At 66.9% G+C, this 14,300-nt stretch carries 12 protein-coding genes and 1 pseudogene; 5 read left to right on the top strand and 8 right to left on the bottom strand.

Annotation, left to right across the window (positions count from 1 at the left end; all coding sequences use genetic code 11):
- Positions 1-5 precede the first annotated feature (5 nt).
- The 4 genes from K6L26_RS08825 to K6L26_RS08810 form a co-directional block, all read right to left on the bottom strand.
- Entirely contained in the window at positions 6-749 is a 744-nt protein-coding gene (locus K6L26_RS08825) for an RDD family protein (RefSeq protein ID WP_245008708.1), read from the bottom strand.
- Between the two features lie 80 nt (positions 750-829).
- Positions 830-1,915 carry a DUF2189 domain-containing protein gene (locus K6L26_RS08820; protein WP_221852965.1) on the bottom strand — a complete coding sequence of 362 codons (1,086 nt, stop codon included), beginning with the start codon at positions 1,913-1,915 and terminating at the stop codon, positions 830-832.
- 267 nt (positions 1,916-2,182) lie between these two features.
- Positions 2,183-3,577 (bottom strand): cystathionine beta-synthase, encoded by a 1,395-nt coding sequence (locus K6L26_RS08815; RefSeq protein WP_019348543.1) that lies wholly within the window; start codon positions 3,575-3,577, stop codon positions 2,183-2,185.
- Between the two features lie 29 nt (positions 3,578-3,606).
- A complete protein-coding gene (locus K6L26_RS08810; protein ID WP_064894831.1) occupies positions 3,607-4,644 on the bottom strand; it encodes an alpha/beta hydrolase in 1,038 nt (345 codons plus the stop codon).
- A 192-nt stretch (positions 4,645-4,836) separates the two neighbouring features.
- On the opposite strand from K6L26_RS08810, the gene K6L26_RS08805 reads away from it, so the two are divergent.
- Together K6L26_RS08805 and K6L26_RS08800 are read left to right on the top strand one after the other, a co-directional pair.
- Positions 4,837-5,784, top strand: coding sequence for an SGNH/GDSL hydrolase family protein (locus K6L26_RS08805; protein WP_019348545.1), 948 nt, complete (start codon positions 4,837-4,839; stop codon positions 5,782-5,784).
- 44 nt (positions 5,785-5,828) lie between these two features.
- A complete protein-coding gene (locus K6L26_RS08800; RefSeq protein WP_221852964.1) occupies positions 5,829-7,046 on the top strand; it encodes an acetyl-CoA C-acetyltransferase in 1,218 nt (405 codons plus the stop codon).
- A 74-nt stretch (positions 7,047-7,120) separates the two neighbouring features.
- Here K6L26_RS08800 and K6L26_RS08795 read toward each other — a convergent pair.
- Positions 7,121-7,977: pseudogene (locus K6L26_RS08795) on the bottom strand (hypothetical protein).
- Positions 7,978-8,226: 249 nt separating this feature from the next.
- Positions 8,227-9,063, bottom strand: coding sequence for a Bax inhibitor-1/YccA family protein (locus K6L26_RS08790; RefSeq protein ID WP_019348548.1), 837 nt, complete (start codon positions 9,061-9,063; stop codon positions 8,227-8,229).
- A gap of 174 nt (positions 9,064-9,237) precedes the next feature.
- Between K6L26_RS08790 and K6L26_RS08785 the strand changes: the two genes are divergently transcribed.
- From K6L26_RS08785 to K6L26_RS08775, 3 genes are read left to right on the top strand one after another with little or no spacing between them, the layout of a single operon-like run.
- Positions 9,238-10,287, top strand: a complete 1,050-nt coding sequence (locus K6L26_RS08785; RefSeq protein ID WP_019348549.1) for an enoyl-CoA hydratase/isomerase family protein — start codon at positions 9,238-9,240, stop codon at positions 10,285-10,287.
- Positions 10,284-11,060, top strand: a complete 777-nt coding sequence (locus K6L26_RS08780; protein ID WP_036394559.1) for an enoyl-CoA hydratase — start codon at positions 10,284-10,286, stop codon at positions 11,058-11,060. The genes K6L26_RS08785 and K6L26_RS08780 overlap by 4 nt, the downstream gene beginning before the upstream one ends.
- A 9-nt stretch (positions 11,061-11,069) precedes the next feature.
- On the top strand, positions 11,070-12,767 hold the full coding sequence (locus K6L26_RS08775; protein WP_076210869.1) for an alpha/beta hydrolase: 1,698 nt from the start codon (positions 11,070-11,072) through the stop codon (positions 12,765-12,767).
- Between the two features lie 9 nt (positions 12,768-12,776).
- Here the strand turns inward: K6L26_RS08775 and K6L26_RS08770 are convergent, their stop codons facing one another.
- Both K6L26_RS08770 and K6L26_RS08765 read right to left on the bottom strand, forming a co-directional pair.
- Positions 12,777-13,145 carry a rhodanese-like domain-containing protein gene (locus K6L26_RS08770; RefSeq protein WP_019347219.1) on the bottom strand — a complete coding sequence of 123 codons (369 nt, stop codon included), beginning with the start codon at positions 13,143-13,145 and terminating at the stop codon, positions 12,777-12,779.
- 2 nt (positions 13,146-13,147) lie between these two features.
- Positions 13,148-13,672: a cysteine dioxygenase gene (locus tag K6L26_RS08765; RefSeq protein WP_065062505.1), complete on the bottom strand. Its 525-nt coding sequence runs from the start codon at positions 13,670-13,672 to the stop codon at positions 13,148-13,150.
- Positions 13,673-14,300: the final 628 nt, after the last annotated feature.

The raw sequence follows: 14,300 nt of genomic DNA, 5'->3' as shown, positions 1-14,300 counted from the left end.
CGAGCCTATCGGGGCGGGCCCGGGTACGGGTTGAGACCGCCCTGCGGGCCCGGATAACCCGGGTAGGCGGGCGGCGCGGGTGTGGCCGCGGGGGCGGGAACGCAGACCGTGGTCATTATCTTGTCGGCGATCGTCTGACGCTTGCCGTCCCACAGCGGCATCAGATATCCGATGTAGAAGAAGCCGTCGACGATATGGACGATCTGGCGTAACAGCGACAGGCCGAAACCGATTGGCTGGCCGGTCTTCTCGCTGATCACCTTGAACTTCATCACTTGCTTGCCGATGCTCTGCCCGGTCTTGCCCTGGCGGTATCCGAAGTTCCACACCGGGAAGGCGAACGTCACCGCCATGAGCACCAAGAACGCCAGGACGATAACCGCGACGGCACCGCCGGACGGTTCGTCGCCGCTCGAGCTTCCCGACGTGGCGGCAATCGCGATACCCGCGATGACGCCGTAGCCGACGAGGAAGATCACGAACATCGGAATTTGGTCGATCACCGAGGCCAGCACCCGGGTCAGCCACGGGGTGTAGGCGTGCGGGTTCGGCGCCGGCAAGCCGTAGTTCCACTGCGTCGACGGTCCCGGCGCCGGGTAGGGCGACGGCCCGGGTGCCGGGTATCCGGTGGGCCCGGGACCGTACGGACTGCCCTGCCCCACAGGGGGATAAGGGCTGGGATACGGATTCATCGCGGGGCTGTTGGGGCCGGCGATGTAACCGGGGCCGGGCGGCGGCTGAAATGTCATGGGCAAATGATGGCACGGACCACAACGCCCGCGGCGCGGGCATTTCTGCTCCGACGCCGCGGGCGTTGAGTTCGGTTCTGCTACTGCGACAGCGGTGCCACCGGGGCGCCGTTGAGGCGACGCCAGGCGTAGACCGTGATCAGCGAGAGCAACGGGTAGGCCACCAGCAGGCCGACGCCACACACCAGGGCGCCCGCGAACGCCAGGACGACGGTCACCAGCCAGGTCAATGCCACCGGGCCGAAGTTGGCCTTGGCGAGCTCGAAGCTGGTCGTGACGCCGTCGATGCCGGACAGGTTGCGATCCAGCACGGCAACCGTGGTGAACATCAACATGATCGCCGCGATGATGCCCGGGATGATGCACAGGATCGTGCCGATGCCGATGATGATCGACGACACCACCGAGGCGATGATGACGTTGCCGACCAGGCGCGGCCGGAAGAACGATCCGATCGTCACCGGGGCACCGTTGGCGACGTCGAGCATGCCGCCGATGTAGGCCGACTGGATCACCGCACCGATCACCACGCCCACGAGCGCGACAAGCGCGGAGACGAGAATGCCGGCGCCACCCATCGAGAAGCTGAAGCTGCCCGGCTCGGAGGTGTCCACCGTGGTGAACTCGCCCTGGATCAACCGGTAGACGAACTGCAGCACAACGTAGACGAGCCCGTACACCAGCGTGGGCACGATCAACTCGAGCGGATGCTTCGTGAACTTGTTCCAGGCCCAGGAGAAGGCGTCGCCGACGCTGTACGGCGCGCCGCCGAAGCCCTGGCCACCGGCGGGCGGGTAGCCCGGGGCCGGGTACCCGGGCGGTGGGTAACCCCCCGGGGGCGGATAGCCACCGGACGGCGGGTAACCACCGGCGTCACCGGGAGGCGGCGGAGGCGGATAGCCGCCACCTTGAGGCGGGGGCGGGGGCGGATAACCGCCCTGCTGCGGCGGTGGCGGCGGAGGAAAGCCACCCGGCTGCGGCGGGGGGTAACTGCCGGGAGGCGGCGGAGGATAGCCGCCGCCACCACCGGGCGGTGGCGGCGGGTAGCCGCCCTGCTGCGGCGCAGGCGGCGGCGGGTAGCCGCCCTGCTGCGGCGCAGGCGGCGGCGGATATCCACCCTCTGGCGGCGGCGGGTAATTCCCGGGCGGGGGCGGTTGATCAGTCACGTCGAAAGCTCTCCTCATCTGCCGATAGCGCTCCGCGGACGGACGCTACTTTCTGCCAGCACCTAGATGTACAGACTGCTCCACAGGCAGATTACGCACCGTCAACCCGGTTTGACAGGTCAACACGAGCGCATTCGCTGCGGACAGAAGGACGTTCGGCGTCGCGGGCGTGGGTGGTGGCGGAGTTTGCCAGCCCGAGGCCAGCTCACCCTAACTGAGAAGTTGCTGGAGGCAAGGTATTCCACGCGTGCGGCGCCTCCGACGTGTCTAGTGCCGCGAGCCGCCCTCGGACAGGAACCCGAGCAGGTCGTGGCGGGTGAGCACGCCGACGGGCTTGCCTTCCTCTACGACCATGACCGCGTCGCAGTCCCGCAGAGATTTCGCCGCCGTGGAAACCAACTCCCCCGCGCCGATCAGCGGCAACGGCGGGCTCATGTGTTCGGCTACCGCGTCGGCCAGCTTTGCCCGGCCCTCGAACACCGCGGACAGCAATTCCCGCTCGGACACGCTGCCTGCCACCTCGCCCGCCATCACCGGAGGCTCGGCGCCGACCACCGGCATCTGCGAGACGCCGTATTCGCGCAGGATGCCGATCGCGTCGCGCACGGTCTCCGACGGGTGGGTGTGCACCAGATCGGGCAATGCGCCGGACTTGCCGCGCAGGACGTCGCCGACGGTCGACTGCTCGATCGATCCGTCGAGCCGGTTACGGAGGAACCCGTAGGACGACATCCATGCGTCGTTGAAAATCTTTGAGAGATAACCGCGTCCGCCGTCGGGCAGCAGCACCACGACCACCGAGTCCGGGCCGGCCTTGCGGGCCACCTCGAGCGCGGCCACCACCGCCATGCCGCAGGATCCACCGACCAGCAACGCTTCTTCTCGAGCCAACCGCCGGGTCATGTCGAACGAATCGGCGTCGGAGACGGCGATGATCTCGTCGGGAACCTCGGGGTCGTAGGCCGACGGCCAGAAGTCCTCACCGACGCCTTCCACCAGGTATGGACGGCCGGTTCCGCCGGAGTACACCGAGCCTTCGGGATCGGCGCCGATGATCTTCACCTTCCCGTCCGACACCTCTTTGAGGTAGCGGCCGGTACCGGTGATGGTGCCGCCGGTGCCCACGCCGGCGACGAAGTGCGTGACGGTGCCGTCGGTGTCGGCCCAGATCTCCGGACCGGTCGTCTCGTAGTGGCTCTCCGGCCCCATCGGGTTGGAGTACTGGTCAGGCTTCCAGGCGCCGTCGATCTCCTCGACGAGGCGGTTGGAGACGCTGTAGTAGCTGTCCGGGTGGTCCGGCGGTACGGCCGTCGGGCACACCACTACTTCAGCGCCGTAGGCGCGCAACACATTCTGCTTGTCCTCGCTGACCTTGTCGGGGCAGACGAAGATGCACTTGTAGCCGCGGGTCTGGGCCACCAGGGCCAGGCCGACGCCGGTGTTGCCGGACGTGGGTTCGACGATGGTGCCGCCGGGCTTGAGCTCCCCGCTGGCCTCGGCGGCCTCGATCATCTTGGCCGCGATGCGGTCCTTGGAGCTGCCGCCGGGGTTCAGGTACTCGATCTTGGCCAGGACCTTGCCCGAGCCTTCGGGGACAACCGAGTTCAGCTGAACCAGTGGGGTGTTGCCGATGAGCTCACTGATGTGCCTGGCGATGCGCATACGTCAATGGTCTCAGGCCCGCGAATCGCTTACCAGGTGGCCTCGCGAATGTACTCGCCGATCTGACGCAAAGAGCGCTTCGCTTCGGACACCAGCGGCGAGGCGAGCTGGAAAACATGCATCTGACCGGGCCAGATGCGGAGTTCGACGGGAACCCCCGCCGCGGCCAGCATGTGCGCGGCTTTCCGTGCATCGCTGAGCAGAGCCTCCGAGCCCGATGCGTGGATCAACGTGCGCGGCAGGCCGGGCTCGATGTGGTCGAGGGGCTCGTAGACCTGTTCACCCTTGCGGGCGGCCGCACGCTCGATGAGCTCCACGAGGGCGTCGAAGGCCTTGGCCGGGAACATCGCGTCGGTGTGGATGTTGGGGTGGTTCGCCCGCGACTCGTTGTCGATCTCGAACAGCGGCGACATCGTCACCAGCGCCGCAGGCATCTCGCCTTCGTCGACCAGGCGCTCGGCCAGTGCCAACGACAGGTAGCCGCCCGCCGAGTCACCGGCCAGCACGATCTGGTCCGGCTGGTAGCCGGTCAGCCGCAGCCAGCGGTAGGCGTCGTAACAGTCGTCGATCGCGGTGCCCACCGAGTGCTTGGGCACCATCCGGTAGTCGACGACCAGGACCGGGCTGTCGGCATATCCCGACAGGGCCGTGACGATCCCCGAGTGCGTGTTGGCGCCGCAGGCCAAAAACGCTCCGCCGTGCAGATAGAGGATGACGCTGCGCTTCCCATCGGCGGGCAGGACGCCGTCGGCCCGCACCAGCTGTGCGGTGCAGTTCGGCAGCGCGATGGTGGCCTTGATGGTTCCGGGCACCGGCCGGATCAGCCGGGCGGCGAAATTGACGAGCCCGAACGGCCACGGCAGATGCGGTACGTGGCTACCAATCGCCAAGGTGGGCTTGATTGTCAGCGTCGCCGCCAGCGAAGCCAATCGGCCCGCGAGGCTCGGCCCGTCCTCGACCACCTCGACGGGTGCGCCGTCACTGATCGGAAACCTACGCCCGCGATAGGCCCTAGCTGGGCTTATGCCAGCGTGATGCGACCTGGATACCTTGCTCGGTGCGGTCATCGTCACCACTTCCTACGTCTTTGTAGTGCTAGGTGAGCTTCGTCACTCAGACAACCCGGGTAACTTAGCTTGACATCCGTAAACAGTTCAACAGTCAAATAAACTGAATTGATACCGGACTTGATACAGCACTGTGATCGCCACGCTGCGCCGCCACGCGGACAACCCGCCGGCTCCCCCTAGACTGATCATGTGGGCACATCGCGTCGGGCGACCATCGCCCTCGCCGCTGCGGCAACACTGGCCTCCACGGGGTCGGCCTATATCGGAGCACGCAACCTGCTGACCGGGCAGGCCACCAAGGCCCGGCAGGTCATCCCCAAATCGTGGGACATCCCGCCGCGGGCCGACGGTGTCTACCACCCGGGTGGCGGTCCGGTGCAGAAGTGGGAGCGCGGCGTCCCGTTCGATCTGCACCTGATGATCTTCGGCGATTCGACGGCGACCGGCTACGGCTGCCGGACGGCCGACGAGGTACCCGGTGTATTGATCGCGCGCGGGGTGGCCGAGCAGTTCGACCAGCGAATCCGCTTGAGCACCAAGGCGATTGTCGGCGCGACCTCCAAAGGTCTGTCCGGCCAGATCGACGCCATGTTCGTGGCAGGGCCGCCGCCGGACGCCGCCGTGATCATGATCGGCGCGAATGACATCACCAAACCCAACGGCATCGGGCCGTCGGCACGCCGGCTCGGCGACGCGGTGCGTCGCCTGCGCGCGGCCGGGGCCGTCGTGGTGGTCGGCACCTGCCCGGACTTCGGGGTGGTCACCGCCATCCCGCAACCGTTGCGCGCCTTCACCCGCGCTCGCGGCCTGCGGCTGGCCCGCGCCCAGGCCACTGCCGTGCGCGCGGCAGGCGGGGTACCGGTGCCGTTCTCAGATCTGCTGGCCCCGGAGTTCTACAAGGCCCCTGAGCTGCTGTTCTCCGAAGACATGTTCCATCCGTCGGCGGCAGGCTATGCACTCGCGGCCAAGCAGCTGTTACCCGCGTTGTGCGGGGTGCTCGGCGAATGGGACGGCGACGAGGCCCTCGAAACTGGGTCTGCGGACGACAGCTCGTTGCTGAGCCGGTTGGGCGGCGTGAGCAGGCTGTGGCATCGCTCTACCGGGGTCCCCGCTCCCGTTGTGGTGACCGCGGGCTAGTTTCAACTGAGTTTTCTAAGCCATTCGATCTCCCAGGAGCCGTCATGCCTGAAGCCGTCATCGTTGCCACTGCCCGTTCGCCGATCGGCCGCGCCGGCAAGGGTTCCCTCGTCACCATGCGCCCCGACGACCTCGCCGCGCAGATGGTCAAGGCCGTCCTGGACAAGGTGCCTGCGCTGGATCCGCGCGAGATCGACGACCTGATCATGGGCTGTGGCCAGCCGGGCGGAAAGTCCGGCTTCAACATCGGCCGCACCGTCGCAGTCCAGTTGGGCTACGACTTCCTGCCCGGCACCACCGTCAACCGCTACTGCTCGTCTTCGCTGCAGAGCACCCGGATGGCCTTCCACGCCATCAAGGCCGGCGAGGGCCACGCGTTCATCTCCGCCGGCGTGGAGACCGTGTCGCAGTTCGCCAGCGGCAACGCCGACGGCTGGCCGGACACCAAGAACCCGCTGTACGCCGATGCCATGGCCCGCAGCGAGCAGGCCGCCACCGGCGCCGAGGAATGGCACGACCCGCGCGAGGACGGCTTGCTGCCCGACGTCTACCTCGCCATGGGCCAGACCGCCGAGAACGTCGCGCTGCACACCGGTGTCAGCCGCGAGGACCAGGACCACTGGGCGGTGCGTTCGCAGAACCGCGCCGAGGAGGCCATCAACAACGGCTTCTCCGCCCGTGAGATCACCCCGGTGACGCTGGCCGACGGCACCGTCGTCTCCACCGATGACGGCCCCCGCGCCGGCACGACCTACGAGAAGATCAGCCAGCTCAAGCCGGTCTTCCGTCCCAACGGCACCGTGACCGCCGGCAACGCCTGCCCGCTGAACGACGGCGCCGCCGCACTGGTCGTGATGAGCGATGTGCGGGCCAAGGAGCTGGGCCTGACCCCGCTGGCCCGCGTGGTGTCCACCGGCGTGTCCGGCCTGTCGCCCGAGATCATGGGCCTGGGCCCGATCGAGGCCGTCAAGAAGGCTCTGGCCAACGCCAAGATGACGATTGACGACATCGACCTCTACGAGATCAACGAGGCGTTCGCGGTGCAGGTGCTCGGCTCGGCCCGCGCGCTCGGCATGGACGAGGACAAGCTGAACGTTTCCGGTGGCGCCATCGCCCTGGGTCACCCGTTCGGCATGACCGGCGCCCGCATCACCGCCACGCTGCTGAACAACCTGCAGACCCATGACAAGACCTTCGGCATCGAGACCATGTGTGTCGGTGGCGGCCAGGGTATGGCGATGGTTGTGGAGCGCCTGAGCTAGTTCGCTTTTCGCCGAGTCTGCGTACAGATCGCGATTTCACCCGATTTCGCGATCTGTACGCAGACTCGTTGCTCTCAGCCCAGCGTCGATTGCCTGCCGGCGATTGCTGTGTGAACTCTTCGCAGGATCTCGGGCGGCCGGTCCTCGGCCACCACCCTGACGATGATCCAACCTATCCGCTCCAGCTCAGCCGTACGGCGGATGTCCTTCACGTATTGCGTTCGGTCACTTCGGTGTTGATCCCCGTCGTACTCCACCGCGACCATCCATTCGGACCACCCCCATGTCGAGGTAGGCGAACGGAAAGCCATTCGCGCCGAGTACGGGGATCTGAGTCTGCGGACGCGGCAGACCATCATCGATAAGGAGCAGGCGCAACCACGTCTCCTTCGGAGACTGAGCCCCTGCGTCGACCATCGGCAGCACTCTCTTCGAGCTGGCGCAGGCCGCGGGCTCCGCGATGCCGCGCTGCCAGTTCTTCGACATCGCGAGCCTTCAATCCCGTTGCCCGGGCCAGAGAATCGAGCCGAGCCACCGCCCGGCCGAAGCCCCGGGTGCGGCCGACGTCGAAGGCAGTCCGCTCGGGCGTCGTCACGGGCAGACCCCGGATTTGCCCGACCTCGTTCGGCTGCAACCGCATCGCGGATGTCCGCACGCCACGCGGGCTCCTGGCATTGACCCAGATCAACTCGATCGGCGCGGATTCATCGACCCATCTGGCCCCGTGCAACGCCGCCGCGGTGACACCGGCCAGGACTCCGTTGCGGTGCGACCACAGCCATGCCGCCATGGCCCGATCAGCCAGTGTGGGGTGGAAGTCCCGCGCCACATAGACATCGGGCAATATCGCGCGAAAGTTGGCTCGCAGCTGGTGTTTGCGGATCAGGCCTGCCCGCACCGCTTCCGAGCCTATGAAGGGGCTGTCGAAGATGCTCACGACGTTGACGTTGCGACGCAGGCCCGACTCCGGCCGGTCAGCGAAAGTGTCGACACGCCACGGCTGTGGATGAAAACCGACTCTGTGGACAGCCCTTCGAGTCTGCGTGCAGAGCGAGATTTAGTGCGATTTCACGCTCTGAGCGCAGACTCGCCACTCTCACCGCAGACTCGGCGCCGGCCCACCAAAACGCAAAAGAAAAAGGCGCCCGCAATCGCAGACGCCTTTCTCGGGGCAGGGTTGCTAGTCGTTGTTGAAGTACGACAGCAACCGCAGGATCTCGATGTACAGCCAGACCAGGGTGACGGTCAGGCCCAGGGCGATGCCCCATGCGGCCTTCTCCGGCGCACCGGCGCGGATCATCTGGTCGGCGGCGTCGAAGTCGATCAAGAAGCTGAACGCGGCCAGGGCGATGCACAGCAGCGAGAAGCCGATGGCCAGCGGGCCACCGTCGGTCAGCGGGGCATTGCCGGTGAAGATCGCGAACAGGATGTTCACGATGGCCAGCGCGACGACACCGAAGATGCCGGCGACGATCATGCGGGTCAGCTTGGGCGTCACGCGGATGGCGCCGGTCTTGTACACCACGAGCATGCCGAAGAAGACACCGAACGTGGCCACCACGGCCTGGAAGATCATCGCCGGTCCGCCGGTGGAGACGAGGTTGGCGAACAGGAACGATGCCGAGCCGACGAACAGGCCCTCGAACGCCGCATAGGACAGCACGATGGCCGGGTTGTCCTGCTTACGGCCGAAGGTGGCGATCAGGACGAGCACCAGACCACCGATGGAGCCGATGAAGAACGTCGGCATCATCAGCGCGGTGTTGGCCGAGACCAGGAAGTACGAGACGATGCCGACCAACGACACGATGGCCAGCGAGACGCCCGTCTTGGTGACGACGTCGTCGATGGTCAGCGGCCGGGAAACGCCGGTCTGCGGCTGCTGGAGGTACTCCTGCGCGTAGGGCTGCGCATGCACCTGCTGTGCACCGAAGCCGGCGGCTCCGGTACCGAATTGTGCGTATCCGCCCTGCGTCTTGGGCAGGCTGCGGAATACCGGGTTGCTGGTTTCGCGCACCGTCGGGTTCCTCTCCTATGAGATGTTCGGTAACGAACTACTGGCTCAACGATCGATGTTCCGGGCAGGTTCCCGTGGAGGCGAAGTAACTCCCAGGAAACTGACAGGTTCGATCTTGAGGCAAACCCTACCCGTAGCGCACGCTCCCTGGGGGCCCGAACTAGATTGCAAGTCGTGACAGAAAACGAGGACGTCCTAGTAAGTGTCCGCAACGGCGTCGGAATCCTCACGCTGAACCGGCCCAAGGCGATCAATTCGCTCAACGATGCGATGGTCGCGGGCATCTCCGAGGCCCTTCACGCTTGGGAGAACGACGCCTCCGTCCACACCGTGCTCCTGACCGGTTCTGGCGAACGCGGCCTGTGCGCAGGCGGCGACGTCGTGGCGCTCTACCACAGCGCCCGTGCGGGCGGCGCCGACGCGCGCCGGTTCTGGTACGACGAGTACCTGCTCAACGCCTATATCGGCAGCTACGCGAAGCCGTATGTGGCGTTGATGGACGGCATCGTGATGGGCGGCGGCGTCGGCGTCGCGGCCCACGGCAACATCCGCATCGCCACCGACACAACCAAGATGGCCATGCCCGAGGTCGGTATCGGGTTCATCCCCGACGTCGGCGGCACCTATCTGTTGTCGCGCGCCCCGGGAGCGCTCGGCCTGCATGCCGCGCTCACCGGTGCGCCGTTCTCGGGCGCCGACGCGATCGCGATGGGCTTCGCCGATCACTACGTGCCGCACGACAAGTTGGCCGACTTCACCGAGTCCGTCGTCGTCGCCGGTGTCCAGAACGCCTTGGCGACCTACGCCATCGAGCCGCCTGCCAGCCCGCTGCTGGAGCAGCGCTCCTGGATCGACGAGTGCTACTCCGGCGACACCGTGGCCGACATCCTCGCCGCGCTGGCCGGCCACGACGCCACCGCCGCCCAAGATGCCGCGAAGCTCATCGCCACCCGCTCCCCCATCGCCCTGTCGGTGACGCTGGAAGCGGTGCGCCGGGCAGCCAAGCTGGAGACACTGGAAGACGTGCTGCGCCAGGAATACCGGACCTCGTGCACGTCGGTGAAATCCCACGATTTCGTCGAGGGCATCCGGGCCCAGCTCGTCGACAAGGACCGCAACCCACAGTGGTCGCCCACCTCGATCGAAGCGGTCACCGCCGCCGACATCGAGGCCTACTTCGTTCCGGCAGACCCCGACCTGACCTTCCAGGAGGACAACAAATGAGTGAGTTCGAAACGATCCTGGTGACCCGCACCGGCCGGGTCGCCACCATCACACTGAACCGGCCCAAGGCGCTCAACGCGCTCAACAGCCAGGTGATGACCGAAGTGACCACGGCCGCAGCAGAACTCGACCGTGATTCCGGCGTGGGCGCCATCATCGTCACCGGTAACGAGAAGGCGTTCGCGGCCGGTGCCGACATCAAGGAGATGGCCGAGCTCTCCTTCGCGGACGTGTACGAGGCCGACTTCTTCGAGCTGTGGTCGAAGTTCGCGGCCACCCGCACCCCGACCATCGCCGCGGTCGCCGGATACGCCCTGGGCGGCGGCTGCGAGCTCGCGATGATGTGCGACATCCTGATCGCCGCGGATTCGGCGAAGTTCGGTCAGCCCGAGATCAAGCTGGGCGTGCTGCCCGGCATGGGTGGCAGCCAGCGGCTGACGCGGGCGATCGGCAAGGCCAAGGCGATGGACCTGATCCTGACCGGTCGGACCATCGATGCGGTCGAGGCCGAGCGCGCCGGCCTGGTTTCCCGCTTGGTGCCTGCGGATTCGCTGATCGACGAGGCCCTGGCAGTGGCCGAGACCATCGCCGGGATGTCGCTGTCGGCCTCGCGGATGGCCAAGGAAGCGGTCAACCGCGCTTTCGAGTCCAGCCTGGCCGAGGGACTGCTCTACGAGCGCAGGCTGTTCCACTCGGCCTTCGCCACGGCCGACCAGAAGGAAGGCATGGCGGCGTTCTCGGAGAAGCGCGCCGCCAACTTCACCCATCGCTAAAGTCGACGGGTGACCGACGCCGCCGTAGCCGACGAAACCGCACCACCGCCGGTCGCCCCGGTGGCCAGACCCGACTGGTGGGTCCGGCACTACACGTTCTTCGGGACTGCGGTGGGCCTGGTGTTCATCTGGTTCTCGCTGACCCCGTCGCTGCTGCCACGCGGCCCGTTGTTCCAGGGGCTGGTCAGCGGCGGGGCCGGCGCGATCGGTTATGGGCTCGGCGTTTTCGGGGTGTGGCTGGTGCGCTACATGCGTTCCGCTCAGACCAGCCCGAAGGCCCCGAAGTGGGCCTGGGTGACGCTGGTCATCGTCGGGATCATCGGCCAGGTCCTGATGATCATCTACTTCCATGTCTGGCAGGACGAGGTCCGCGACTTCATGGGCGTGCCCCGGCTGACGTTCTGGGATCACCCGCTTACCGCGGTGCTGTCCATCGTGGTGCTGTTCGTGTTCGTCGAGATCGGGCAGTTGGTGGGCAAGCTGGTCCGGTTCCTGGTGCGCCAGCTCAATCGGTTTGCGCCGCCGCGGGTTTCGGCGGTTGTCGTGGTGATCCTGCTGTTGGCATTGACCATCGCACTGCTCAACGGCGTGGTGGCCCGGGTCGCGATGGACAAGATCAACCGCACGTTCTCCGCGGTCAACGACGAGACCAGCCCTGACTTCGCCGCTCCCACCTCCCGGTTGCGATCGGGGGGCCCGGAGTCTTTGGACAGCTGGGAGTCCCTGGGTCATCAGGGCCGGGTGTTCGTGTCGGCCGGCCCTACCGTGCAACAACTTTCACAGTTCAACGGCAAGCCGGCGGTCGAGCCGATCCGCGCCTATGCGGGCCTGCATTCGGCTGACGGCATCAAGGCCACTGCGGCCGTGGCCGCCAGGGAGCTGGAGCGCACCGGCGGCCTCGACCGGGCCGTGGTCGCGGTGGCCACCACCACCGGGACCGGGTGGATCAACGAGGCGGAGGCCTCGGCGCTGGAGTACATGTACAACGGCAACACCGCGATCGTGAGCATGCAGTACTCGTTCCTGCCGAGCTGGCTGTCGTTCCTGGTGGACAAGGAGAACGCGCGTCAGGCCGGGCAGGCCTTGTTCGAGGCCGTCGACGCGCTGGTGAAGCAACGGCCGGAGGGCAAGCGGCCCAAGCTGGTGGTTTTCGGTGAGAGCCTGGGATCGTTCGGCGGCGAGGCCCCGTTCCTGGCGCTCAACAACCTCGTCGCCCGCACCGACGGCGCGTTGTTCTCCGGGCCGACGTTCCAGAACACCATCTGGACGACGCTCACCCGGGAGCGCGACGCCGGTTCGCCGGAGTGGCTGCCGATCTACGACAAGGGCGAGAACGTGCGGTTCGCCGCCGAGGCCCGCAACTTGGAGCGGCCCGCCGATCCATGGGGCCATCCGCGCGCGGTGTACCTACAGCACGCCTCCGATCCGATCGCCTGGTGGAACACGGATCTGCTGTTCGCCGAACCTGATTGGCTCAAAGAGCCGCGTGGCTACGACGTATCCGGGCGGATGCAGTGGATCCCGATCGTGACGTTCCTGCAGGTGTCGGCGGACATGGCGGTGGCGGTCGACGTGCCCGACGGGCACGGCCATGTCTACGTCAAGGACGTCGCCGATGCCTGGGCGGCGGTGATGCAGCCGCCGGGCTGGACGCCGGAGAAGACCGAGAAGCTGCGGCCGCTGCTGAGCAGCAACGAGAACGCCTGAGCGCAGGGGTCACACGTGGCCGGCGGCCACCAATGCGTGGTAGCCGCCGACGACGTCGGTGGACCGGTGCAGACCGAGGTCGATCAGCGAGGCGGCAGCCAGGCTCGAGGTGTAGCCCTCCGAGCACAGGATCACCCAGTAGACGTCGTCGTCGACGGCCTGCGGGATTCGCGCGTCGCTGGTCGGATCGCACCGCCACTCCAGCACGTTGCGCTCGATGACCAGCGCCCCCGGTACCGAGCCCTCGGCGGCACGTTGGGCGGCCGGCCGGATGTCGACCAGCACGGCGCCGTCGTCCAGGGCGGCGGGCAGGTCTGAGGCGGGCAGCCGGTGCAGCCGGGCGCGGGCCTGTTCCAGCACGGTGTCGATGCGGCTCATGGTTATCCCTCCGGCGCGTCGGTGAGTTCGGTTCGATTGCGGCGCAAGGTGTTCTGCGGCGTCACCTCGTAGTAGGACATCGCGGTCAGCGGCGGCGAATAGGCGTGCACGCTCAGCGTCGGGCCGGTCACCGTGACCGGAGCGGGCGCATGCACAACGTCGTGTACCCAGCCGAGGGGAAACGCGGCCTGATCGCCTGCGGTGAGCCGGCGCTGCCGCAACAGCGCACCGTCCCAACGGGTTTCACGTAAAGCTCCGGATACCACGGTGAGGGCACCCAGGGATCCGCCGTGGTCGTGCAGTTCGGTCGATTTGTCGGGCACCCAGCTGATCAGCCAGACCTCGACCTCGTCGTCGCCGGACAACCGGGTGTACCACCGATCGTCTTTCGGCAGCCCTCTCAGCAGCCGGTCGTAGCGGCCGGACAGCACGTCGTCGGCGGCGCGGTCGGTGGTGTGCAGCAGGTCGGGAAGGCGCAGCCGGGTGGGCGCGGAGACGGCAGGAACGGGTGCAAGCGTGGACAGCATGAGTGAAGCTCCAGGAATGACGGCGGATCAGGGCAGACGGGCGCGCTAGCGAGCCCGACAACACTCCTGGAATCCGGTTCGTTCCGTCACGGCCGCCAGTGTTGCATAGATTGGCGGGATGCGTTTTCGACCCGTTCGCGACCTGCGCCGACCTGCGGTTCAAGCAACCTCACAGAGTGCCCATTGACCCTGATAGGGCTGGTTTCTGGGCCGGTTTGGGCAACCCGTACACCCCTTACGCTCACGTTGCGCCTAACACCGCCTGAAACCTACTGGCCCTGATAGGGCTGCCGGGGTGACGCCGGGGTGAACGTGTTTGCTGGCCGGTGTTCGTACACCCGTTCGGGTACTCGGCAAACCTCCCGCCCTGGCACGCCAAGTGCCGCCGTGCGGCCTGCCAGCCGCCCACCTCGGCCCACGGCACCGGTAGCCGATACGACGGAACCGGACACCGCTGAGCGCGGCCGGAGCGGTGATGGATGAGCCTGGTATCCACCGACCGGCATGGGTACGCTGTGAGGCAGATAAACTGAACACGCTTTACGGCTAGCGCCGCGAAAGGCTGCTGGGACGGGCTGCGACCCGAACTGGTACCAGTAGACCGACGCCGAGGCTGCCAGATCAATGT

Origin of the sequence: Mycobacterium farcinogenes (assembly GCF_019739075.1) — a bacterium.
Taxonomy (GTDB): Bacteria; Actinomycetota; Actinomycetes; order Mycobacteriales; family Mycobacteriaceae; genus Mycobacterium; species Mycobacterium senegalense.
This window is presented reverse-complemented; position numbering and strand designations above follow the sequence as displayed.